This window comes from Caproiciproducens sp. (assembly GCF_053840905.1).
Genome location: NZ_JBNLXQ010000002.1, coordinates 219,264 through 243,218 on the forward strand (window position 1 = coordinate 219,264; position 23,955 = coordinate 243,218).

21 protein-coding genes are annotated in these 23,955 nt (G+C 53.8%); 8 read left to right on the forward strand and 13 right to left on the reverse strand.

Annotated elements, in window-relative coordinates; genetic code table 11:
* Positions 1 to 38 precede the first annotated feature (38 nt).
* The 12 genes from ptsP to ACQGQ5_RS02850 all read right to left on the reverse strand — a co-directional run bounded on the left by ptsP (position 39) and on the right by ACQGQ5_RS02850 (position 15,257).
* Positions 39 to 1,667: a phosphoenolpyruvate--protein phosphotransferase gene (gene ptsP / locus ACQGQ5_RS02795; protein WP_455735065.1), complete on the reverse strand. Its 1,629-nt coding sequence runs from the start codon at positions 1,665 to 1,667 to the stop codon at positions 39 to 41.
* Between the two features lie 13 nt (positions 1,668 to 1,680).
* A complete protein-coding gene (locus ACQGQ5_RS02800; protein ID WP_455735146.1) occupies positions 1,681 to 1,938 on the reverse strand; it encodes an HPr family phosphocarrier protein in 258 nt (85 codons plus the stop codon).
* 117 nt (positions 1,939 to 2,055) lie between these two features.
* Positions 2,056 to 3,249 carry a DHHW family protein gene (locus ACQGQ5_RS02805; RefSeq protein ID WP_455735066.1) on the reverse strand — a complete coding sequence of 398 codons (1,194 nt, stop codon included), beginning with the start codon at positions 3,247 to 3,249 and terminating at the stop codon, positions 2,056 to 2,058.
* Between the two features lie 12 nt (positions 3,250 to 3,261).
* The gene (locus tag ACQGQ5_RS02810) at positions 3,262 to 4,653 is read right to left on the reverse strand and encodes an MBOAT family O-acyltransferase (RefSeq protein WP_455735067.1); all 1,392 of its coding nucleotides are present in this window, start codon (positions 4,651 to 4,653) and stop codon (positions 3,262 to 3,264) included.
* A gap of 247 nt (positions 4,654 to 4,900) precedes the next feature.
* A complete protein-coding gene (locus ACQGQ5_RS02815) occupies positions 4,901 to 7,978 on the reverse strand; it encodes a beta strand repeat-containing protein (RefSeq protein WP_455735068.1) in 3,078 nt (1,025 codons plus the stop codon).
* A gap of 81 nt (positions 7,979 to 8,059) precedes the next feature.
* Positions 8,060 to 8,329 carry a hypothetical protein gene (locus ACQGQ5_RS02820; protein ID WP_455735069.1) on the reverse strand — a complete coding sequence of 90 codons (270 nt, stop codon included), beginning with the start codon at positions 8,327 to 8,329 and terminating at the stop codon, positions 8,060 to 8,062.
* Between the two features lie 32 nt (positions 8,330 to 8,361).
* Positions 8,362 to 9,603, reverse strand: coding sequence for an MBL fold metallo-hydrolase (locus ACQGQ5_RS02825; protein ID WP_455735070.1), 1,242 nt, complete (start codon positions 9,601 to 9,603; stop codon positions 8,362 to 8,364).
* 35 nt (positions 9,604 to 9,638) lie between these two features.
* Complete coding sequence (locus tag ACQGQ5_RS02830) at positions 9,639 to 11,003, reverse strand: hypothetical protein (protein ID WP_455735071.1); 1,365 nt, start codon at positions 11,001 to 11,003, stop codon at positions 9,639 to 9,641.
* Positions 11,004 to 11,095: 92 nt separating this feature from the next.
* Positions 11,096 to 12,451, reverse strand: coding sequence for a hypothetical protein (locus tag ACQGQ5_RS02835; protein WP_455735072.1), 1,356 nt, complete (start codon positions 12,449 to 12,451; stop codon positions 11,096 to 11,098).
* Positions 12,452 to 12,596: 145 nt separating this feature from the next.
* Positions 12,597 to 13,106 carry a hypothetical protein gene (locus tag ACQGQ5_RS02840; protein ID WP_455735073.1) on the reverse strand — a complete coding sequence of 170 codons (510 nt, stop codon included), beginning with the start codon at positions 13,104 to 13,106 and terminating at the stop codon, positions 12,597 to 12,599.
* Positions 13,103 to 13,552 (reverse strand): type IV pilus modification PilV family protein, encoded by a 450-nt coding sequence (locus ACQGQ5_RS02845; protein ID WP_455735074.1) that lies wholly within the window; start codon positions 13,550 to 13,552, stop codon positions 13,103 to 13,105. Before ACQGQ5_RS02845 ends, ACQGQ5_RS02840 begins: the two co-directional genes overlap by 4 nt.
* Positions 13,542 to 15,257: a hypothetical protein gene (locus tag ACQGQ5_RS02850; protein ID WP_455735075.1), complete on the reverse strand. Its 1,716-nt coding sequence runs from the start codon at positions 15,255 to 15,257 to the stop codon at positions 13,542 to 13,544. Before ACQGQ5_RS02850 ends, ACQGQ5_RS02845 begins: the two co-directional genes overlap by 11 nt.
* Positions 15,258 to 15,483: 226 nt before the next feature.
* On the opposite strand from ACQGQ5_RS02850, the gene ACQGQ5_RS02855 reads away from it, so the two are divergent.
* The 7 genes from ACQGQ5_RS02855 (at position 15,484) to ACQGQ5_RS02885 (ending at position 22,977) form a co-directional block, all read left to right on the forward strand.
* A complete protein-coding gene (locus tag ACQGQ5_RS02855) occupies positions 15,484 to 15,897 on the forward strand; it encodes a type II secretion system protein (RefSeq protein WP_455735076.1) in 414 nt (137 codons plus the stop codon).
* Positions 15,898 to 16,043: 146 nt separating this feature from the next.
* The gene (locus tag ACQGQ5_RS02860) at positions 16,044 to 17,636 is read left to right on the forward strand and encodes a hypothetical protein (protein WP_455735077.1); all 1,593 of its coding nucleotides are present in this window, start codon (positions 16,044 to 16,046) and stop codon (positions 17,634 to 17,636) included.
* Entirely contained in the window at positions 17,633 to 18,199 is a 567-nt protein-coding gene (locus tag ACQGQ5_RS02865) for a GspMb/PilO family protein (protein ID WP_455735078.1), read from the forward strand. The genes ACQGQ5_RS02860 and ACQGQ5_RS02865 overlap by 4 nt, the downstream gene beginning before the upstream one ends.
* Complete coding sequence (locus tag ACQGQ5_RS02870) at positions 18,196 to 18,972, forward strand: prepilin peptidase (protein WP_455735079.1); 777 nt, start codon at positions 18,196 to 18,198, stop codon at positions 18,970 to 18,972. Before ACQGQ5_RS02865 ends, ACQGQ5_RS02870 begins: the two co-directional genes overlap by 4 nt.
* A gap of 11 nt (positions 18,973 to 18,983) precedes the next feature.
* Positions 18,984 to 20,660 carry a GspE/PulE family protein gene (locus ACQGQ5_RS02875; RefSeq protein WP_455735080.1) on the forward strand — a complete coding sequence of 559 codons (1,677 nt, stop codon included), beginning with the start codon at positions 18,984 to 18,986 and terminating at the stop codon, positions 20,658 to 20,660.
* An 11-nt stretch (positions 20,661 to 20,671) separates the two neighbouring features.
* Positions 20,672 to 21,715: a type IV pilus twitching motility protein PilT gene (locus ACQGQ5_RS02880; protein ID WP_455735081.1), complete on the forward strand. Its 1,044-nt coding sequence runs from the start codon at positions 20,672 to 20,674 to the stop codon at positions 21,713 to 21,715.
* 17 nt (positions 21,716 to 21,732) lie between these two features.
* Positions 21,733 to 22,977 (forward strand): type II secretion system F family protein, encoded by a 1,245-nt coding sequence (locus ACQGQ5_RS02885; protein WP_455735082.1) that lies wholly within the window; start codon positions 21,733 to 21,735, stop codon positions 22,975 to 22,977.
* Between the two features lie 78 nt (positions 22,978 to 23,055).
* Here ACQGQ5_RS02885 and ACQGQ5_RS02890 read toward each other — a convergent pair whose 3' ends face one another.
* The gene (locus tag ACQGQ5_RS02890) at positions 23,056 to 23,238 is read right to left on the reverse strand and encodes a hypothetical protein (protein ID WP_455735083.1); all 183 of its coding nucleotides are present in this window, start codon (positions 23,236 to 23,238) and stop codon (positions 23,056 to 23,058) included.
* 115 nt (positions 23,239 to 23,353) lie between these two features.
* Here ACQGQ5_RS02890 and ACQGQ5_RS02895 point away from each other — a divergent pair, with 115 nt between their 5' ends.
* On the forward strand, positions 23,354 to 23,854 hold the full coding sequence (locus ACQGQ5_RS02895; protein ID WP_455735084.1) for a tRNA (cytidine(34)-2'-O)-methyltransferase: 501 nt from the start codon (positions 23,354 to 23,356) through the stop codon (positions 23,852 to 23,854).
* Positions 23,855 to 23,955 lie beyond the last annotated feature (101 nt).

Here is a 23,955-nt window from a genome sequence, read left to right on the forward strand (position 1 = left end):
CGTTCAAGCTGAACGGAAGGCTGTTCTGTTATGTGATCTTATAACTCGACCTGCTGAACCGCCTTGCGCAGCTCGAGCACTGCGGACGGAGTGACAGAAAGCTCGCTGATCCCGATTTTGACGTAGAATTCCGTCAGCGTGGTGTCCGCGGCGGATTCCCCGCAGATACCCACCCAGATGCCGGCGTTCTTCGCGCTCTCCGCCGTCTTCTCAATCATGCGCAGCACTGCGGGATGGCGCGAATCAAACATCTTGGAAATAGTGTGGTTCATGCGGTCGACGGCCAGCGTGTACTGCGTCAGGTCGTTGGTACCGATGCTGAAGAAATCGACCTCCTTCGCAAGCAGATCGCTCAGCATGACCGAAGCGGGCGTTTCGATCATGATCCCCAGCTCAAAATCCGGAGCGAACGCGATCTTCTCCGCGGTCAGATCCTTTTTGACCTTCTCCACAATTTCCTTGATCTGTTTTACCTCGTCAACCGAAATGATCATCGGGAACATAATGGCCAGCTTTCCAAAAGCGGAAGCCCGGATCAGCGCCCTGAGCTGCGTAACGAAAAGCTCCTGGCGATCCAGACAGATACGGATCGCGCGGTAGCCCATCGCGGGGTTTTCCTCGTGCGGGATGTCAAGGTAAGGCACCTGTTTATCCGCGCCCAAATCCAGCGTGCGGATAATCACGCGCTTTCCGCCCATTTTTTCCAGCACCCGTTTGTAGGCCCTGAACTGATCCTCCTCGCTGGGGAAGCTCTTGCTTTCCATATACAGGAATTCACTGCGGAAAAGGCCGATGCCGTCCGCATCGTTTTCCAATACCATGGAGACATCTTCCGGATGGCCGATATTCGCGTTGATTTCAATGACCGTTCCATTCTTTGTAACGGCCTTGGTCCCTTTCAGCAGATTCAACTCACGCTGATAATTTTCAAACTCCTGCTGCTTTTTCCGGTACTCCGCAAGCGTCTGTTCATCCGGGTCGAGGATGACGTCTCCCGCGGCGCCGTCTACAATCACGGAAGCTCCGTTTTCCAGCTCGCCGTATCCGCCCGCAAGCCCGACCACGGCGGGAATTCCCATCGTTCTGGCCAGAATGGCCGAATGGGAGCTTTTGGAGCCTTCGCGCGTGACAAAGGCAAGGACCAGGTCCTTATCCATCTGTACGGTTTCGCTGGGCATCAGGTCGACCGCGCCGACAATCGACCGGTCGGTCAGGCAGTCCAGCCCATTGGCAAGGGACCCGTCAAGGTTGCGGATCAGCCTCTTGGAAATATCGATAACGTCCGACGCGCGGCCGCGCATATACTCGTCGTCCATCTGCGAGAACATCTCGGCAAACTGCCTGCCCGCCTGCCATACGGCGTATTCGGCGTTGACCTTGTCGTTCCGGATCGCATCCTGAATCGCGTTGAAATAGTCCTCGTCCTGAAGCATCATGACATGGATCTGAAAAATCATGGAATTTGCTTCGCCGACGCGCTTGAGCGCTTTCCTGTAGATTTCGTTGAGCGCCTCTACCGCCGCATCTTTGGCAGAGTTAAGCCGGGACAGCTCCGCGGGAACGTCCGTGACGCTCTTTTTTTGAATATGGTCGTCAATATTGACACAAAGGGTCAGTTTTCCAATCGCGTAACCCTTCGACGCGGCAACTCCGTGTATTTTTTTCATCTTACCACCAGCCTTACAGATTTTGTTCACAGAATTCTTTGATTTTCAGGCAGTCCGCCTCTTCATTTTCACCCTCGACCGTGACGGTGATCTCATCGTCCTTCTTTACGCAAAGGCCCATGACGGCAAATAATTTCTTTGCGCTTACCGTTTTGGAATGAAACGCGACGCCGATGTCCGACGAACAGGAAGACGCCAGTTTCACAAGGAGGCCCGCCGGCCTTGCGTGAAGCCCCGCCTCATCCTTTACAATATGCTGGAACGCCCGCACACTAACCAAACCTTTCTTAAAATTTATAGTTTCATATCCCTAATAGTCGGATTTTCTATTTTGCAAATATGATTAAAAACATTGTATCAATTTTTCATGATTTGTCAATCATTGTTTTTACCGCGGACTCAACTTATTCGCCACCAATACGTCAGAAAGCTGCTTAATACTGTAGACCGCGGCCGTATCGGTGATTGCATTTTGTTGAATATAGGCGTAAATATCCTGATTGTAATATCTTGGATCGATAATATGGATTTCCTGAAAATTTGTCGTTAAAAAAGGCACCATGCTGTTTGCGTAGGAGTCCTTAATGATCAGCAGCTTCCTGCCGCTGCTTACCGTGGAGCTCTTTACGACGTCAACACTGTGGTTTCCGCCGAGAAACACGGAGTATTTATCTTTCTTTTCCAGATATTCTTTCCAGTAAAGGCTGTCCCTTTGCTGTTTTCCGGTCTGCTGCGTCAGCACCGCCGTCTTTTTATACAACGGCAAATACAGCACGTCGGGCGCCTGCGTGGTCAAAACCGCTTTGGAATACAGCGTTCCCAGAAAGGAGTCCGAAACCGCTTCAAAATCAAAATCCTCCCGCGGAGTCGGCCGGAGCCCCATGGCCTTTACAAGCGCCGCGTAGCCCTGATAAGCGCCGAAGGTGTTCCAATGGTGATCCGTCTTGTAATAGTAATCGTTCCCCGTCCGGTCGCTGAGCGTATCAAACAGATCGATCACCTTTGTGTTTTCCCCCGCGCCGGCCTGAATGGCATTGAATTCCTCGCGCTGGTCGTGGCTCGGCGCGGAAAAAGGAAGCCTGTCCTGCTGCTCCTGCGCGCCGGAGGGTACGGGCATGAAATAGAACGGGAGGGACGTCTTTTCCGCGAAAAGCCGGATCGCCGCCACATTGCGCGCGAAGGTATCGGTATGGTTCGGCAAAAGCACCTCGTAAAGATGGCCGTCCTTTCCGAAATACACGCCGCCCTCCGCAGGGGTCCGGCTGTAGTCGGAACCCAGATCCCGCTTCCCCATCATCAGCTGGAACCGGGTATTGAGCGCGATCGACTCCTTGCGAAACATAAAATGGTCGCCGACGTAGCTCTCTATGGAATCCATAAAGGAACCGTTCGCAAGGGAAGCCAGCGTCACCTTCGGGGCCGACTCCAGCACCCGGTTTTCGTCCTCTGAAAAGTCTTGCTTCGGCGCAAAGACCAGGTACGCGGCGCCGATCAGGATCACCGCCAGCAGAACCACCGTGACGGCGGCGGCTTCCGGCTCGCATTTTTTCATATTTTCTTTTATATTCCGAAATAATTTCATATTACATCCTCATTAAAAGCGGAAATACAGGAACGGATTATAGGAATTGTCGATCAGGAAGGTCATCGACATCACGAAAAGGCAGAGAAAGCCGAGGGTCCAGACGATTTTCCCCGGCGTTCCGCTTTTGCGGAGCTTTTCCGTCCAGTCAGCGACCAAAGTGGAGCTGCAGAGCGCCGCAACGATCAGCAGGGGCGCGCAGGTGAGCAAAGAATAGACGCCCAGCCTGTCCGCGCCGGGCGCGAACCCAAACATCGCCCCAAGCACGCCGAACGCTTTCCGGATATCGAGATACGAGAAGAACACCCAGCCGACCACCGCGGCCAAAAAGGTGTACAGCCACTGGAAGAACGCCGGAATCCGGTCGAGCCATTTTTGAAGGAACAGCTTTTCACAGATGATCAGGACCGCGTAATAAGCGCCCCACATCGCAAAATTCCAGCTTGCGCCGTGCCAGATGCCGGTGAGCACCCAGACGATCGCAAGGTTGCGGACGTTTTTCAGCGTGGAGCAGCGGTTGCCGCCCAGCGGAATGTAAACATATTCGCGGAACCAGGTTCCCAGCGTGATATGCCAGCGGCGCCAAAATTCAGAAACGCTGCGGGAAATATACGGATACCGGAAGTTTTCGGGAATCTGAAAGCCAAACATCCCGGCAAGGCCGATCGCCATGTCGGAATAACCGGAAAAATCAAGATAGATCTGGAAGGTGAAGGCCAGCGCGCCGAGCCACGCGGTCAGGGTGCTGGGGCTGCCCAAATACTGCACCTTGTCGGCAAGCATCGCGAGGTTGTTGGCCAGCAGCACCTTTTTAAAGAGTCCGACCAGAAACCGTCTGCCGCCGGAAGTAAACTTCTCCAGCGTTTCCTGACGGTTCTGCAGCTGCTCCGCCAAATCCTCATAGCGCACGATCGGCCCGGCGACCAGATGCGGGAAAAACGAAATATACGCGCCGAAATCAACGATATTGCGCTGCGCGGGCGCTTCCCCGCGGTAAATATCGATGGAGTAGGAAAGCGACTCAAACGTATAGAAGGAAATGCCGATCGGCAGGGCGACCGCGGGCAGCGGGACGGAAAGACCGGAAACCGAGTTGAAGGTTTCCACCAGCAGCCCGGAGTATTTGAAAAAGCCGAGCAGGCCCAGATTGACACAAATGCTGACGATCAGAAAAACGCGGGCCTTTCGCTTTTCATCCCGGTATTTGCTGATAAAATACCCGGCGACATAATCAAAGGCCGTGGTAAAGAGCATCAGGAAAACGTAGACGGGTTCCCCCCACGCGTAAAAAACCAGGCTGAAAAGAAACAGGCACAGGTTTTTAAATTTGCGCGGCACCAGAAAATAGACGATCAGAACCGCCGGTAAGAAAACAAAAATAAAAAATAAGCTGCTGAATATCATGTTACCGTTCCCCTGCGTTTTTATAATATCTCTATTTTACGTTATCCCGTCCGTTTTTTCAAGTGACAGTTCAGAAACAATCCTGACAAAGTACCGGAACCCCGCAACCCGGCCCTTACTTTTTTAAAAAGCGGCACAAAGCGGCGGCCTGGGCTTTCGCCCAAACCGCCGCTACGCAAATACAACTATACTTATTTTGTTGAGATAGTAATAATTAGATTAAAAGAGTCTGTGCAATTAAGGTTCCTTAGCCAACAGTAGCAACAAAGGTCTTGACGCCGTTTACATAGACGCCAGTCTTCGCGCCAGCTTTGCCGACAGAAGTGATCTTGTACAGATAATCGTTACCGGTCTTGGAAACGAAAGCTGCGTTGAACACGCCCGGGGTACCGAGAGCAAAGGTCGGTGTCGCAGTGGCAGTAACCTTAATCGTGTAGGCACCCTTCACGGTCATGTCCTTAGTCGTGTCAGTTGTGAAAGCAGGAGCTTTTACAGTAGCGACAAGGAGCTTATTGCCGTTGAGGTAGATACCTGTTGCAGCGCCAACGTTGCCGATCGCGGTGATCTTGTAGTAGTAGTCGTTGCCGTTAACGGAAGCGAGCGCTACGGAGAAGACACCGGCGGTACCGGTTGTGAAGGTCGGAGCAGTTGCGGAAGTGATCTTGAACTGATAGGTGGAACCCTTCGCAACGGAGAAGTCATTGTTCGTGTCGGAAACGGCTGCAGGTACTGCTGTTGCAGTGATCTTGCAGGTAGCCGCGTCATAATCGTCCATCTCATAACCGTCTTCGTCGTACAGGGTTGCTGTCAGGGTCGTGGTGTTCTCAGAAGCAAAGTCAGCGTCAATGCTCACAACGTCAACCTTGGCAGTGTTGCCGGAGGTGGTCAGCGTAAAGACATCGTCGCTGCCGCCGTCGAGTTCCCACTTAATCGTTGCGCCAGCCGGGAGAGCCGTGCCGCCCGGATAAGCAGCAGCAGTAAAGGTCTCGGAATAGCCCTTCGCAATGGAAGAGGAAGTCTTGTTGATCGCAAGTCCGGCGAAAGCCAGAGTCTTGATCTTGAAGGTATCGACATCGTTGCCGGTAGATACGTCGAGCGTAAAGCCAAAGGTATCAAAGTCGTCCGCGTCAACAGTATCGGAATCTGCCTTGAAGACAGTCGTGCCGGGAGCCAGAGTCGTGTCGGAAAGCTTCAGAACTGTGTTGGAAACGCTGCCGGTTACATAAAGCTTGCCGGCCGCAATCTTCATCGCGCCGTCGCCGTCGACGGTGTCAACGGTTACGTTGCTGTCAAAGGTAATCTGAGAGTCGGAACCAACAGAGATAGAATCCAGAGCGATCGTACCGCTGACGGTAACATCGGTGTCTTCGTTTTCTGTGTTGAATTTCGCGTTCTTTGCGTTTGCGGGATTCGTCAGGGTGCCGACGAACTCATCGTCGTCATCGCCGAAGTTAACCGTTACATCACGGTAATCAAAATCGACAGTGCTCAGAGTCAGATCGGTGCCCTTGAAGTAAAAGGTGCCGTCATCGCTGGCCTTGATACCGTTGATGGAAACTTTCGCGTCCTCCGCAAAAGCCTCAATGGAAGAAGCTGTGATTTTGCCAGTGGAAATTGCTTCGTCCTCCTCTGTGGAATCAATCGTAACAGAGTCGTCAGAAGTAATGGTTCCGACCGTACCGGCATTCACAAGAACCACACCGTTACCGGCATCTGCATCGGTTGTATCGATGTTACCGGCTTTACCGCTGCTGATAGTTACATTTCCGGCAGCACCGGAAGTTGTAATGTCGCCAGCTTTACCGCCGTCAACGGTAACATTACCGCTGTCGATATCCACGGTGCCGACCGTTGCGTCGTCGTTAATTCTTAATTCTCCGACATTACCGGAGATCTTCTTGATGGAACCTTCGTCCACCGTTACGCTTGTTGTGCCAGTTGGGAATACAATCTCGGTATCCTTTACATTGGTACCAGTGTGTCCATTGATAACAATTCTACCGGATTCTTTGGAGATCGTATAAGCCGTAGAAGTGTCTGCCACCGGTTTCTGATTTGCAAGTAACTGCGCGGCGTCCACTTTCTTTTCGATCTTGGTCTTTAAAGTGTACTTATCGTCGGAATCCGTAGAAACAGTTTTCTTATCCGTGTCAATCTTTTTCACGGTAATTGTGAGATTCGTTACGGCAGCATCATTGGTCAGATCGCCGGCCTTATCTCTTTTTCCGGAAATCAGAGTAATCGGATCAGCTGAACCAGAAGTACTCTTAAGATCTGCTGTCTCGTCAATTATTACATTGTCCGTGCTGGACAGTTCGAGATAAGCAGCCGCTGAAAGATCAACTTTGTCAGCGCCATCCGCTAAGTTAGTAGCAGAAACAGTTTTAAGCGCTGTAGCGCTTTCGCCAGCTTTTACAGTTGTTGTGACTAAAGCTTTGGAGTCAGTATCAGCATTAATTGCTGTTGCTACAGCTCCAGCTGTTAATGCAGTTGCCTTGCCTTTAACTACAATGTCCTTATCACTTGCAGTAGCTGTGACAGACTCTGCGCTTTCGTCTGCAGTAATTGCAACTGTGATGTCATTTCCTTCTGTGCCGGCAGTTTTAGCTGTTACAGTCAATACATCTTTTGCATCGGTTGCGTCTTTCAAGGTAAGAGAAGCTTTAACAGCCGCTGTCGCTCCTGAAGCGGTCGTAACTGCTACCGGAGTATAAACTGCCGCCGCATTGCCGCTTTTACCTACCGAATAAACATTGATCTGCCGCTTGCTGCCCTGAGTTTGCGCCAAGGTAGCAGGAGCTTTCAACTCTTTGCCGTCACGAGCAGCCAAAGCAGTCGAATCAGCATAGGTTTTGCCAACAATCAGGGAACCCTCGTCCAGAACATAAACCGTGAGGTCTTTTCTCGCCTTTACGGTAACGGTGTCGCCGTCATCGTTGTTGTAGGTGTCTTCATACAGAATGGAAAGGACTTCTTTGCCGGTCTTTGTATCGGACTTTACAGTCAGTTTCGCGTCGCCCGTGTCATCATCAAGAGTCCACTTGACCAGCGTATCGCCGGAAGAGTGGGTGATCGCGGAAATTTCAATACTGCCATCCATTTCCTGATGATCTTTTGTGTCAACCTTCGGATCAGTCAAGCCAAGAAGGCCATCATAATCCTTATCGGTTTTGCCATTCACCAAATAAAGTGTGTCTTCACCGTCTAACTTAACGGTGCCGCTGACGCTCTTGGAAGAAGCGAAAGCGAAGTTTGCCGAAAAGCTGGTTACTACAAGTGCCAAAGCAAGCACAAGAGAAACAACTTTTCCTGTGATTTTTTTCATCCTTTTTGTCCTCCTTAAAATAGTTCGTTTTGCGTATTTGCGTGTGCTATGAGAATTTAACATACATGTTCGCCATGGGTGTTAAGATTTTCTCCCCTGACTCGCAGCAAATTTGCGGTACACTCTGCCAATGATGCGTTTGACATAGCCGCAGCCGCAACTACCGCTCATATGTTTAATTGGATTATAAGATATTTGGTAATCAATGTCAAGTAGATAATGGACATATTTTTGAATAAAATTTGCACAATCCATTAGGATTTTCCAGTATTCAAGCCATCTTTCCCCAAAGAGATGGAAAACATTGGAACAACAGGAAAATGATGTACCGGAATTTTCCAGATTGTTCACAATTTGACTCCTTCCGCCGGGCCGGGGGAGTATCAGTTAATATTTGCCGGTTTGCCGTCGCACAGGCACGAGGGCGCGCGGGCGGGGGAAATCACCGAAATCCCGCACGGCCTGTCTATTTCCGGGTCCCGGCAAGAGGGGCATTTGATCGTCAGCCCCGGGGGGGACAATTCGTAGCAGCAGCTCAGCCGGTTGCAGCAGCAGCCGCTGCTCTGCATCCACGGGCAGCCGGCACAGTCCGTACAGTGGCGGATGGCGGGCAGGTCGACGTATTCGCCCGCTATGGGTTCCTTCCCATGAGTAATCAAAATATGGGAGGCGCTGATTTCCCCGAAAATATGGCTCCACGCGCGGGAAACGCCGTGCTGGGGCGCTTTCAGGATATAGTAGCCGTCGTAAAGCCGGGGGGACACCGCGTCCATGCTTTCGGGCTCCGCCGCGCCGGTCATCAGGATATCGTCGGTGCTGGCCTCGCTTTTGCGCCGGTTGTGGAAGATCACGCCCGACGCGCGGCATTCAAACGCGTACGCGGTCCGCGTGGTCGGCCGGCCGAGGATCTCCGCGATATCCTGCGCGGGGGGCAGCTCCCGCAGCCGCGGGGCGAGCTGCCCGATCCTGCCGTACAGTTCCGCCATACGGTCGATATCTGCCTGTTCCATCGGCGAAACGCGGCAGCAGTCCGCGTACGCGGCGCAAAACCGCTCTTTCAGCCGCAAAAATTCCCGCGCCGCCTCGGGCAGGAACGGCGAGGACAGGCAGACGTTCATATTTTCCACCGCGGAAGAAAACAGGTCTGTAAACGGGAACGCCTGTGCGGCGGGCCACAGCACGTCGTAATCCACTTTGTCAAAGCAAAAGCTGCCGTCCGCCTGTAAAGGGAACAGCCTGTCCGCCCCCGTTTTCGCCGCGAGAACCGGCAAAAGCGTCAGTACGGCGGTGCTCAGGTCGAAAATTCCTTCCTCCTGTTTTTGGAACACATGGGAAAACAGCGCGAATTCCAGCAGCAGCGGCTTTCCCTTTTTATCGCGGGGAGAAACCGGAAGATAGATCCGGTGAAAATAGTTCGGGTTGACCCGGAGGATCCGGTCCAGCGCCCGCAGCCCGTCGCCGTGCCAGTGGGTCAGCAGGAAGCCGCGGGAACGTATGCCCGCGTACCGCTTCATCAGTCCGGAAACGCCGCCGAAAGCCGTTTCCCCGCAGTCCACCATCAGAATGTTTTTGTCCGCCCCGCGCAGCACGACGCATTCGCCGCGGTTCATTTGATGCAATTCCACACTCCGCATTTCCACACCCTCATTCAGCAATCGCCCTAAATATGCTTATATCCCGAATAATACCGGTCCTCACGGAATTCACCCGTAAAGACGATTTCCCCGTCCTTGTTGTACTCCGTGCCGTGTCCGTGGCGCAGGCCGTCTTTCCACTCCCCGGTGTAGATCAGCCGTCCCTGCGCGTCGAAAGCCGCCCCGCTGCCGGTGGGGATGTTGTCCTTCCACCGCCCCACGAAAACAGAGCCGTCCCGGGAGCTGTAGGATACCCCCACCCCGTCGCGCCTGTTGGCTTTCCAGCCGCCCACATAACAGATCTTTCCGGATTTATAGTAATACGCGCCGAAGCCGTCGCGCTTGTCGTCAAGGTAATCGCCTTCATAGGCGGTGCGGCCGCTCTGCATCTGGGTACGCCCCCGGCCCTGGCGAAGCCCGTCGATCACCCTGCCGAAATAGGTATAGCTTTCCTCCGCGCTGATGACGATGCGTTTCGTACCGCGCTCCACGCGCAGGGGAAGATCATCGCTGACCCGCGGCCCCCCGTTCAGCCCCTTCCCCGCGACCGTGTAACGGGCGGGCGGCGCTGGCGTCACGGATGACGCGGGCGCTGCGGGCGGCTCCTCCGTGCTGTAAAGCTCATGGTCCGCGGCATAATCCGGTTCCTCCGGAACCGGCGCGGCCGGAAGCGGTTCCGCCGCGGGCCGCTCCGGTTTTTCCGGTTCGGGGCGGTCGTTTTCAATATAGATAAAAGGAACCGGCTCTTCTCTCTTATCTTGATCGGGGCCGGGCCATTGGGGAACCGCGCTTTCCTTTCCCGCGCTCAGGTCCTTCATCACCGCCGCGCGGCGCTCCGTTTCCTTTAACGGGCAGTAGAAAAAGCCGCCCGTGTCGGTTTCCGCGTAGATTTCCGGTTCTCCGGCTATGGCGTTCACCAGGCTCTGCCGGGCGGTCACGCCGCAGCTTTCGCTTGGGAAAAGCTCCGTGCGCGCGTATCTTCCCGTCTCCGGAACAAGGCGGAGCAAAACGAGGCCGTTTCCCTCCTTCGGCTTTAAAACCGCCTCCGGGCGGTCCGTATTTCCCGAGTAATAGGCGGTCTGCAGCCAGGCGTGGTCCCTGCCGAACCGGGCTTTGCCGGTAATTTCCCCCGCGCCGCCGCGCGTCAGCAGGAAATAGCCGTATTCCCGGCGATACGCCTTCTGGAGAACCGTCTTTCCGCTTGCCATTCTCCACGAAAACCTTCCGGGGCCGATTTTATAGCGGACGGTAACTTCCGTTCCGGCCAGACAGCCGCTGGTTTTGCCCGATTTGCTTTTATGGGTCGTCAGATAGCCGCGCCGTACTTCCGTAAGAACCGCACTGTTTTGGACACTGCCGTCATACCGTCTGTAACAGACCGTATAAAACATCCGAAAGCCTCCCTCTCATGCAGTTGTTTCTATTATATATGATCCCGTACGGCGCATGCAATAGGTATCGGGCAATTGGCCACGGTTGTTTTTCACTCTTTGCCGCCGGCATATTTCAGCTCGTAAAGATTGCGGAAATAGCCGGTCCCGGGCAGGGCCCAGTCATAGAAAGTGATTCGTTTCAGGTCACTGGTCCCCCCGCTCCGGGCGGTGAGCTCCTCCGAGCATTCAGAGGTGCAGGCGCTGGTCGTCATAGGGGTAAAGAGCTTTACCTGAACACCCCATTTTTTCTTTGTTTTCGCGTCAAGGGCAAATTCATGCTCCAGAAATTTGCAGGGATAAAACAAAGAGAAGCTGTAATTGCAGGAAATATTGTCAATCAGCGGCGTAAGAAAATAATATTCGTAAGAAATGTTCACGGCTTCCCCCGCCACGCCCGGGTAAAGGCGGAGCCGGAAATCCACATCGGTACCGGCGCCCCCGCCGATCGGATCGCGCGTCTGCCGGACGGTCAAAAGCTGCTCCAGGCTCGTATAATGCGCGTTTTCATGCAGATTGAGGTACTGCACGACAGGAATATGGTTTACGGTACAGGCAAATTTCCGGAAGCTGCTTCCGATCAGCTCTTCATCGGGCATATCCACGTAATGATTGAACGACTGGCGCAGAACGATTTCCTGCGATTTCAGCGTCTGAAGCACGATCTGCTGGCGCCCTTTGATCCTGCGCACCATCCGCGCGGCGTCCTCGGAGATGGAAATCACTTCCGTACGGTGAACATAATTGTAAAACGGCTCACCCGCCTGATTCCGCACAAACCTGTCGACCAGATCCATTCCGGACCTTCCGTCGACGACGGTATTGATCTGGCGGCGGATATTCGCCGCGTACACCACATTCAAAAGCTGCCTGAGCCTCGCGTCGTCAAAGGTGTCGCGGTCAACGACGTCGCATATCTTCTGATAAAGGATGTCGGACTGCACCGGGCACCGGGCGACCACGCAGCCGGAAAAATCCGTTTCCGAGTTGGCGTAGGCCTCTTCGTAACAGCAGCGGATAAACCGGGGGATTTCAGCCGCGCACAGCTCTTTCGCGGCATCGTCGTCCGCCGCCCCGGCTCCGGCCAGGGCCGCCGCCGCGTTTTCCAGCTTTTCGGAAATCAGATAGCTGTCGCAGATCATCCGCGCGTACGCCGAAAAGCGCCTTGCGGTGCTGCCGGAGGGCGCGAACGACCGTACCACTCCCTGGGCAAAGCCGGCGCCGACGACATCGGGGTTCATTGCGGAGGGCATCCTGTTCAGCTTTGCGTGCCTCAGCTTGGAAACGGTGGATTCCGAAACGTGAAAAATACCCGCCAGGTTCTTATACTTTATTTCAAGCGGTTCCCCTGAAAGCGATGTCAGAAAATCATTAAACAGCAATGCTTTTTTCATGCTTTTCGCATTCATATTTCTGCTCCCAACCTGCGATGATGCCAGGAATTTCCTTTTAAAACATCATTTTTTGGTATTATTTACCATATTATACCATATTCGCCCCGGCAGGGAAAGAGAAATTGTTCGATCATTTACCGAAATTGCGCAATTTCCGGAATCAGCCCGGGGACTCCGGAGCGGTAAGGTCCATAAAAAGGCATTCCTCCCCGTCCCCGGTCAGGTCAGCCGCATCGCCGCCGGTACAGTTGTTCAGGACCGTTCCGCCCGCCAGCCGGCAGGTCCCGTCCTTCGACACGATCGTATAGGAAAGGAGGGTCCCTTCCACCCGGAATTCCACCCGCCCGATCCCGTCGATGGAGGCAAGCTCCTCCGCGCCGTCAGCCGACTGCTTCGTGACGCGCAGCACGTTGTCGGAAAGCGTAAACACAACGCCCGCGTCCGATCCCTTTGACGAAGAAATCTGAAAAGCCGTGGACGCGTACCGCTGAATGTAGGTCTCCGCAAGGGCCGTCTTCTGCTGGTTGGAGGCGCTTACCGTACCGCTTTTAAAAAAATCGCCGCCGAGGAACAGCACGGCGCACGCGGCCGCGATCACGATCGCCGTAAAGGCCACCGCGATAATCAGCTCCACCAGCGTCATGCCTTTTTTACCGCGCAGTTTTCTCATGACGCGCCACCGTCCTTTGCCGAAAACGCGGTCATCTGCACGCATTTTCTGCCGCCGCCGTCCGTAAAATAGACGGCGGCTTTGATTCGATAGCCCTCGATGCCGTCCGCGTCTTTCTCCACGGGAATAAAGGTGAACTGCTTATCGTCCGGGGAGGACGGGTCCGGAAAATCCGCGTTTTCCACATATTTTGCCCCGAGAACCCCGGCGGTTTTCAGTGAATCCACGTCCGCGCCGTGCAGCTCCATAATAAGCGTGTCCGCGATTTCCTGCGCCTGGGCCGCCGCGCCGCTTTCCGTGCTTTTGGAAAGGATCGTCCGCTGGGAAAAGCCGATCGTCGAAAGCACCGCCGTGACGACCAGCGCCAGGATCACGACCGCGGCGAGGACCTCCACCATGGTCGTCCCTTTTCTGCTCCTGAAATTCAAAAACATCCTATTCCCCATCGGTATAAACACCTCCGGTAATTTCCGTTCCTCCGCCGCCGGAGCCCGAGCCGCCGGACGGGCCGTCGCCCGGTTCGGTATCGTTGAAAAAGTCCTTCGCGCTGTCGCTGAACAGATTCAGCTGCCGTACTTCATACCACCCGGCTTTGATCTGATATTTGCGGACAATTCCGTTCTGATCTTTATATTCAACCTGTAGGGTGTTCGGAACATGCAGCTGCACATCATCGCCGGGGTCCTGCGCTTCCAAAATAAACCGGGCGCTGCTTCCGGAATGCGAAATTTTCGGCTGGCTGTCCCCGCCGCCTGCTTCCGTGTCACTGTGTCTGGTATTGAGCGTAATGCTGTCAGCCTGAAAGACCACTGTTTTATATTCCGGAATTTCAAAATTTGTGCTGGCGTTGACATAAAGGAAATTGATTTCTCTCCCCAGATAAACATTAGAAACATTTGTATAATATTCGTTGCTGTTTTGGTCATTATTTCCCAAAAGAGCGTTTCCCCATTCGCTGACATCGTTCAGATACCAATAGATAATCTTATTTTCATAGTTGTTAATTCCTGAATTGGTATTTACAATAATGGGCTGTCCTTTATTAGTCCATGTTGAATTAGAAATCTCCTTTTTATAAATGACGTATCGCGGCGTATTCCCATTTCCCTTGTTTGGAGGAGAAAGAGTTCCGATGATTTTTCCGTAACGGCTCCAATCCGCTCCGTGACCGCTTTCCGCTGTATTTTGCGCATCACCGCTCAAAACCTCTTCGGGATTTTCGAGTATGCTTTCACTGATCGCGGCATAACCCGGAGTCTCATCCAAAGGAGTCAGCAATTTGTATTTATAATTAGAAGACGACTCGTCGTCCGTCAGTTTAAACAGATCGACCCCGCTCTGAAAAGAATAACAGCCTTCCTCGATAACAATATCGTTCGGCCCGTAAATTCTGCAGTCTTTTCCAAACACGATCACCCCGCGGCCCGGTGTAATATTCTTTATAACCAGGCGAGGCGCACCGTTGACATCTCCCGAACTAGGGTGATCTCCCAAAATGTCTTTATTAAAATAGATCGCGTCACTTGTAAGCTCCGCACGGGAAGCATTGTCACACATAATGCTATGGTCTGCATTCAAACCAAAAAGCATGATACGGGGTGCTTTTAAAAAATGTTCTCCTGACAATACCTGAAGACGGTTGCTTATAAAAACAGGGTAATCAGACTCCCTTTGAGGATACATGGACGGAGCCCACCAATTAGAAAAAGCAACATTACTCCCATAGTTTGTACCTACCAGCAAAAACTCATCTTCCCCACTGGCCGGATCCCCATTCTCCTCCGTCGTAAACTGGTAGCCCAGCTTTCTGACGCGGTCGGAGGAACGGTACTTTGCGCTGGCCTTAATCAGCTTACGGGTGCTGTCGTACTCGGCTACCGCGTTTTCCCCGGAACCGATGGTGAAGCCCGAATTTTCGGAGGTTTTCAGGACGGTAAAGCTGCCGGCGTCGGGATTCTGCAGCACATACGCGCGGCCGTACTCAATGGCGGATTTTGCGTCAAGGTAGGCCTGACGGCCTTCCAGACTGTTCGCGGCGAAATCCAGGTTGAATTTGGCGCTGAAAACCAAAGCGGCCGCCAAAACCATCAGAGCCGCCGAAACCACGATGACATATGCAAGGGCAGCACCCCGTTTGGAGCCCGTTTTCATTCGCCCGCACCTCACTTTCAGAATTATCTTGATTATAGCCTGATTACGGGAGGAGCGCAAGAATTTTCAGCGAATGGCGAATTTTGATATTTTATGAAGAAAATGGCTGCGTAAAAAACATTTTTTTGTAAATTGAAAGAGTTTATTGACAGAAAAAACAATCGGCTTTATAATCGAACTTAAGAATACAGGAATCGAAAATTAAATAAAAAGAGGTAGGACGAATATGGTAAAAACCCTGAGAAAAACAAACAAAAAAGGCTTTACCCTTGTGGAACTCGTCATTGTCATCGTCATTCTTGCCATTTTAGCGGCCATCGCAGTCCCGACCGTCAGCAACGTTGTCAATACTGCAAAGAAAAATGTTGATGCGGCTAATGCACAGACCGTGGAATTGACCTTGAAAACTGCAGATGCGGAAATAGCAGCAGGAACCGTTAGTGGCATTAGTAAAACAAGTGCTGTCACGGATATACTGGTGAAATACGGTGTTTCCGGAATTGATGTAACAAAAGAAGGGCAGTCAAAAGCGCACTACAGATATAAAGACAAAGCCGTGATTTGCGATCCCAATAGGGATAAAGATTCAGATGGTACAGCGATTACAGACAAAACAACCTTAGAGGATATTCTCCCCTAATCTTAAAAACAGTCGATCTTTTCCACAAGCCTCGGGAAACCGGGGCTTGTTCTGTACACATAAAAAAACGGATTGTCGCAAATAACAGGATATTGTATAATACAAGGGTATCGAAATTGAAACAGTAAAGTGTGGTGTCAGCCGCTTTGAACGTGATTCTGCTGCAAACGACCCGCAGGGCGCTTTACCTGACGGGGGTAAAACATACGCGAAAACCGGTTTTCGGGCTTCCGCAGTGCTTTGAGCTGCCCGAAAGCATGCGCGACGGCAAAACAGCCGGCGATCTTCCCGCTTTCGCGAAATATGTGCGGGAGTGCGCGAACTCTGCGAACATGGGAACCAATCAAGTTGTTTTCTGTCTGGAAGACGATGCTGTCGTCAGCAAAGAGTACCAGCACCTTCCGTGCAAAAAGAAAGACCTGCTTTCCCTGGCCGGACTGGAAGCCGAAACCGTGCTTCAGGACGGCGTGGACAGCTATATGATCCAGAACTATGAATATAACCGCGTGAACCCGCTCACCGGCAAGCTGACGAGCTCCCTTTTCGCGGTAAAAACCAGGCTGCTCGGGGATGTCCGGAAGGCCTTTTCCAAATACGGCCTTCACGTCGTCAAGATCGTTCCGCCCATCAGCGGATTATTGCACGCGGGCAAATTGATTCCGGCTGAACGGGATCAGACGATCGCCCTGCTCGATTTTGACTACGCAAAAACACGCCTTGTCCTTTTCCAGAACGGGATGCCCGTTTTTCAGAGAACCTTTGAAACGGTTTTCGACGACATTGCCGAAATCATCATGCGAAACCGCTCGGTGTCCTTTGCCGACGCGGTCAGGAGCGTGACCGCCTATGGGTTCACCGTGGAAAACGACGAAGCCGCGGCGCGGCAGATTTCCGATTTGCTGGACGCCTGCGTCAGCGAGGCTATCCGCAATATCCGCATGGTCCTTTCCAGCGAGCGTCTGGATCTGAACCGGCTGATTCTGTGCGGGGGCCTTTCCATTGTACCCGGATTCGACGAATTCTGCGCCAGGCTGGAGCTGGATATTCCGATTGAAAATATCGCCTCCTTCTCCGTCCCCCTGCCCGGCGTCAACGCGGCCGCAAAAAGGGCCGGGTTCCAGCCCGCCGCCTTCTTTACCGCCGCGGGGATTCTGGCCGCCAAAAAAGCCGAGGATATCGATTTTCTGCTTCTGGTAAAATCCATATCGGGTACGCGCGCGGCAAACGTGGCCGTGCTTGCCGTCATCACGCTGCTCGCCGTCGGGGTCATGGCGCTGGAGCCGGTCGTTTACCTGTCCGCGCTGAAACAGCAGGCGCAGGACAAGGTCGCTCTGAACGACCGGAAATACACGGAGGTAAAAGCCCTTTTACAGGAGCAAAGCAAACTGGAACAGCAGCTTTCCGAACGGAAAAGCGACCGTAAGCTGCTTCCCTCCGGCAAGAGCAACGCGAAGGAAATCACGGACCGGCTGATCAGCCAGATCATCTCGAAAGCAAAATCGGTGGACAGCTGTGATCTGGACAATATGACCGGCACCGTCTCCCTCACCTTTACGACCGCCAATTACAACGATTATCTGGCCGTCAAGCGTCAGGTGGAGTCCAACGGTTATTTTACAATCGCCGTGCCGTTCCGGGCCGAAGCCGGTGCCGGCGGCCCGTGCACCTGCAGCGTTTCCCTCAGCGTAAAGGACTTCACTCCCCTGGAGTCCGGCAGTAAGGACGGTGGACGGCAATGAAAAGTATAAAAGTATCCGGCGTCCTGCTCTACCTGTTCGGTTTTTCCCTGGTGCTTCTGCTTTATGTAAACTATATCTTTCTTCCCCTGAACCAGAAGGTCGCCGACCTGAACGGAGAGCACTTAAACAATCTGGAACAGCTGCAGACCTATGAGCTGCAGTCGGCCCGGTCCAGCGACCTGCGGCAGAAAACAGACGGCCTGAAAACACAGCTGAACGAAGAGAAGGCCGATCCGGCCGTAACAGGAAAAAACGTGGCCGAGGATATCGGAAAAATCGTGGGTTCCTCCGGAGTCGCGCTGAAAAGCATCAATGTCGGCCCGGAACAGGCCGAAAAGGGCAAAACCGCCGCAAGCGGAAAACAGCTTTCCACGGTATCCGTCGAACTGAACGTCCTGTGTACCCAAACGCAGCTGCCCGCGCTGATCGGTTCTTTTGAAAACGGGTCCGAAGGGGTCTATTTCGTCAACCGCGTAAAATACGAGGGGCCGGACGATGCCGGAAAAGTGGACGCGGTGCTCACCATGACCCTGTATTATTTTTCCGGGGGCGCCAAACAATGATCTCACTGAACGGGGCGGAAGCCGGGCGCGTTTACGACGCCGTTGTGTGTCTGTTCTGCATCCCTGCCGCAGCGGTGCTGGCAAACCTCAGCGTAGGGCTGTTCAACGCGCTGCCCGCGAGATGGTTCTGTGACTACGACGAGCAGCCGGGCGAGGACCTTTATCGCAAAAGGCTCTTTTTCAAACCGCACGGCATCTGGATGACGGTCTCCCTTTCCCTGTCGTTCATCCTGATTTATCTACAATATAAAGGCGATCTTTTTTTCTTTTTCGCCTTCTGCGCCGCGGCTGTCGTCCTCCCGATGATCGCGGCGGCGGACAGTAAATATTTGATTATTCCCGATCAGTTTACGCTGGTGCTGGCTGTGATCTTTACCGCCGTGTCCGGCTACGATCTTCTGAGCGGGACCCGCCTGTTCCATACGGGCTGGCTTTCCCCGCTTTACGGAGCGGCCGCCGGGCTGATCCTGATGCTTCTGTTTGCCGTCGTGGGAAGAATTGCATACAGAAAAGAGGCGATGGGCTTCGGCGACGTCAAGCTTTTCGCCGCCGCGGGAATACTGACGGGGTTCCCTTCTTTCTTCCTCGTATTTTTTATGACCGTTTTCCTTGCGTTTTTCTACATTGTTTCTTTGCTGCTGCGCAGGCGGCCGGTCAGGAACCTCTATCTTCCGCTCGGGCCGTATCTGTGCCTCAGCCTGCTTTTGTTTCTGGCGTTTCACCGCCAGATTCAGTCCTTCGCCGTCTGGTACATGTCTTTGCTGAATATGTAAAGGAGCCTATCATGAAAATTACGAATTTGAAGCTCGGACAGATTCTGATCAACTCCGGGGTGCTCACCGAGGAACAGCTCCAGCAGGCTTTGGAGCGGCAAAAGGGTACCAATGTGCGCCTGGGAAAGATTCTGATCGACAACCGCTTCCTGACGGAAATGCAGATCATCCGTTCGCTGGAAAAGCAGCTCTCCATTCCCTACCTCGACCTGTCCTCCGTCAGCTTGGACCCTTCCCTTTCGTCGCTGGTGCCGGAGGAGCTGGCGCGCTCCAATCTGATCGTCCCCATCAGCCGTTCGGGCAGCATTCTGACCGTGGCGGTCGCGGACCCGCTGGATTACAACGGAATCAACGATATCGGGATCTACACCAAATTAAAGGTGAATCCCGTCATTGCGGAGCGCGAGAAGCTGGAAACGAAAATCCGCGAGCTGTACACCACTCAGAAAGCGTTCGCCGCCGCGCGGGAGCTTTCCACCGCCCAGCCGGACATCCCGCCGGACCAGCTTGAGGGCCAGACCGGGACGGACCAGCCGATCATCCGCTTTGTCAACAATATGATCGAGCAGGCCGTCCTGCTCAAGGCGAGCGATATCCACATCGAGCCGGAGGAGAAGTCCATGCGCATCCGCTTCCGGGTGGACGGGCGGCTCAGCCTTTACATGGAAACCAGCGCCGAGCTGATCCCCTCGGTGGTTTCCCGCATCAAGTTTATCGGCGGCATGAACATCGCCGAAAAGCGCATCCCACAGGACGGCCGTATCAATTACCGGATCGGCGGCAAGGATATTGACATGAGAATTTCCGTCCTGCCCTGTGTATTCGGCGAAAAAGTGGTCATCCGTATCACGACCGCGCTCAGCTTCTCCCTTGTGAAGGAGGAGATCGGTTTTCTGCCGGAGAATCTTGAAAAATTCAACTCCCTGCTGAAAAACAACCACGGCATCCTCCTGCTGACCGGTCCGACCGGAAGCGGGAAATCCACCACCCTTTACACCGCGCTGAAAGAGATCATGCGCGAGGATATCAACATCGTCACCGTCGAAAACCCCGTGGAAATGATCATCCCGAACATCACGCAGGTGGACGTCAACGCAAAGGCGGGCCTGACCTTTTCCGCCGTGCTGCGCTCGATTCTGCGCCAGGACCCCGACGTCGTCATGATCGGCGAAATCCGCGACACGGAGACCGCGGAAATCGCCAGCAGCGTCGCCATCACCGGGCATCTGGTGCTCTCCACGCTGCACACCTACGACGCCCCGAGCTCCATTATCCGCCTGATCGACATGGGCGTGGAGCCCTACATGGTGTCCTCCTCCGTGCTGGGCGTCATCGCGCAGCGGCTGGTGCGCACCCTCTGCCCCCACTGTAAAGAGGAATACCTTGCGGAGGAAAACGAGCTGGAGCTTCTGGGGCTGCCCAAGGATACCCGGCTGAAGCTGTACCGGGCAAAGGGCTGCAGCTTCTGCAGCGGCAAGGGCTACCGGGGCAGGACCGCCATTCATGAGATCATGCCGGTGTCCGCCGGAATCAAAGACTGCGTCAACAACGGAAAAAGCACGGACCAGATCCGGGAAACCGCCGTTCGGGAGGGCATGATCACGCTCGACGAAAATATCAGGAGAATCGTAATAGAGGGAAAAACCTCCGTACAGGAAATGCTGGAAGTTTACTCCCTGCAAATGTGAGGCTTGCTAGTATGGATTTTTTACAAATCGTTTCGGACGGCGTCGCAAATCACGCCTCGGACATTCACCTGTCCGCCAATAACCGTCCCGCTTACCGCATCAACGGCAGAATGCGTTTTCTCGACATTCCCGCGCTGACGCCGGAAGGGGTGGACGGCATGATCCGCCAGTGCCTTTCCCATGAAAAATACGAAGAGTTCCGGAAAACAGGCGACATGGACGCCTCCGCGGAAATCGGCGGGTACGGGCGGTTCCGTATCAACGCGTTTCGTCAGATCCGCGGCGAAACGCTGGTCATGCGCATTATCAGCGCCGCGACGCCGGAGATTTCCGGGCTGGGCCTTCCGGCCTCCATCAGCCGGGTTCTGGAGCTGCAGGACGGCCTTGTGCTGGTGACCGGCCCGACCGGAAGCGGGAAATCGACCACGCTGGCGGCCGTCATCAACGAATTCAACAAAAACCGGCACTGCCATATTATCACGATCGAGGACCCGATCGAATATCTGCATACCCCGAAAAACAGCATCGTCGACCAGAGGGAGGTCGGCGCGGACAGCGTTTCGTACGCGCGGGCGCTGAAAGCCGCCCTGCGCGAGGACCCGGACATCATTCTGGTCGGCGAGATGCGCGACCTTGAATCGATCTCCATCGCCGTGACCGCGGCGGAAACCGGGCATCTGGTGCTCTCCACACTGCACACGATCGGGGCCGCCAAAACCATCGACCGTCTGATCGACGTGTTTCCTCCCCAGCAGCAGCAGCAGATCCGCGCACAGCTTTCCCTGGTGCTGAAAAGCGTCGTTTCCCAGCGCCTGCTGCCCACTGCCGACGGCAGGGGCCGCGTCGGCGCCTTTGAAATGATGTTCATCAACTCCGCGATCAGCAACCTGATCCGCGAGGGCAGAACGGCCAACATCTCCCAGTCCATCCAGACCGGGATCAGCCAGGGAATGATTCCGCTGGAACGCAGCGTCGACGACCTGCTGCGGCGGGGAATCATCACGAGCGGCACCGCCGGGGAATTCGGCTTTGACGCCGCCGCGCGAAATTCATGACGTAAGAGGGGATTTTATTGCGGTATCAATATACGGCGGTTGACCATAGAAATAAAAAATCCCGCGGCTTTCTCAACGCGGACAGCAAGGCCGACGCGATCGCCCGGCTGCAGGACGAAGGCCTGACCGCGCTTTCCCTGACGGGCGGCGGGGAAAAAACGGAAGCGGAACCTGCCTCTGTCTGGGAGATGGAAATCAACGGTTCCGACATTCATAAGGCGAAAATCAAAAAGAAAAAGCTTCTCACCATCATGAACCAGATGGGGATTATGATGAAGGCCGGCGTGTCCCTTTCCATGGCCATGGAGGTGCTGATCAGCGGGGAAAAGGATAAAAAGGTCAAACGGATTCTGGAGGAAATGAACCGGGACCTGTACACCGGTATTCCGATTTCCGAAACCATGACGAAATTCAGGGCCTTCCCGAAAATCATCACCAACATCATCCAATCCGGCGAAACGGACGGGCGGCTGGACACCGCGTTTGAACGCTGCGCAAAAATTCTGGAAAAGGAAATCGAACTGACCGCCAAGCTCAAGGGCGCGACCGGATACCCGATTTTCCTTCTGTGCCTGACCCTGCTGCTGATGATTGTGATGAACCTGTTCGTGCTTCCGAATTTCGCGAATATCTTTCAGGAATTCAATACCGACCTGCCGGCCATTACGAGATTCGTCATGTCCCTTTCCTCGTTTATAATGGAAAGATGGTATCTGATCCTGCTGGCGGCCTTTGTCCTTGTTTTTTCCTTTATGATATTGAAAAAGAAATCCGCCCCGTTTTCCACCGCGGTGGACCGGCTGATCCTGCGTATTCCGGCGGTCGGGCCGCTGCTGCGCCAGTCGTATATCGCCCGGCTGTGCCGCATCATGTCTTCCCTGGTGGAATCCGGGGTGGACATCGTAAAGTCGCTTGAAATTTCGCGCGACGTGATTCCGAACCGCTTTATGAAGGAGCAGCTGACACAGGTCGTTTCCGAGGTGAAATTCGGCTCCGCCATCAACGCCTCCATGGCGAAATTCCCGATTTTCGACGCGCTTCTCGTCTCCATGATCAAGGTGGGCGAGGAATCCGGCATGCTGTTTGAAACGCTGGACAAAATGGCGTCCATGTACGAACAGCAGACGGACGAGTCCACCAAACGGCTGACCAGCGCGCTGGAACCGGCGATGACGATCATCATCGCCGTCATCGTCGGCACCGTGGTGATTTCCATCGTGATCCCCATGTTCAGTATGTACAGCGTCATCTCCGGCGGATAAAGCCGGTCAAACGACTGTCGGCGGGGTATTCCCCGCCGATGTCTTTGGAAATTTGCCGTTTTGTAAAAATACCGCCGTTCACTGCCTGAACATGCCCTGTACGTCGTCAAACATGCCGTTTACCGCGTGCATGGCTTTATTGGCGTTGCGTCTGAGCTTGCGGTTGTTTTTCATCATTTTGCTGCCCATGGAGGCAACCGCGATGCCGGCGACCATACCGGTGCCGACGCCCCTTACAAATCCCATCGTCTCTTTGTACATAACGTACAACCTCCCGACTGAAAATATAGAACCTGAACCTTTCAATATCATCCCCTCTTTCCTGCCGTTTATATTTGAAAATTAATGCCAAATTTTTTGAATAAAGGAGCCTCCCATGCCAACACTGAACATTGTTATGGTCGAACCGGAAATCCCGCAAAACACCGGCAACGTCGCCCGCACCTGCGCCGCGACCGGAGCAAGGCTGCATCTTGTCGGGCCGATGGGCTTTCAGATCGACGACAGAAAGCTGAAACGCGCCGGGCTGGATTACTGGCATCTGCTGGATATCACCTGTTACAATAGCCTTTCCGATTTTTTCAGTAAAAATGCGGGTGATTTTTACTTCTTTTCAACGAAGGCCCAACACATCCACTCGGACATCCGGTACCCCGACGGCTGCTACCTCTTTTTCGGCAAAGAGACGGCCGGGCTGCCCGAAAAGCTGCTGTATGAAAACCCCGGCCGCTGCGTGCGCATCCCGATGATCGACAACGCCGACGCGCGCAGCCTGAACCTGTCCAATTCCGTGGCGGTGGGCGTTTACGAGGTGCTCCGGCAATGGGGGTATCCGGAACTTTTGTGCAAAGGGCAATTAAGGGAATATCAGTGGTGATACTTTTTTAACAAAGTTTCCGGAAAAGGCCGATTCGGCCCGCAATATGCTTGAATTTACCAACGGATTATTGTATAATAGCGGAGGTAAATCGTATTTTC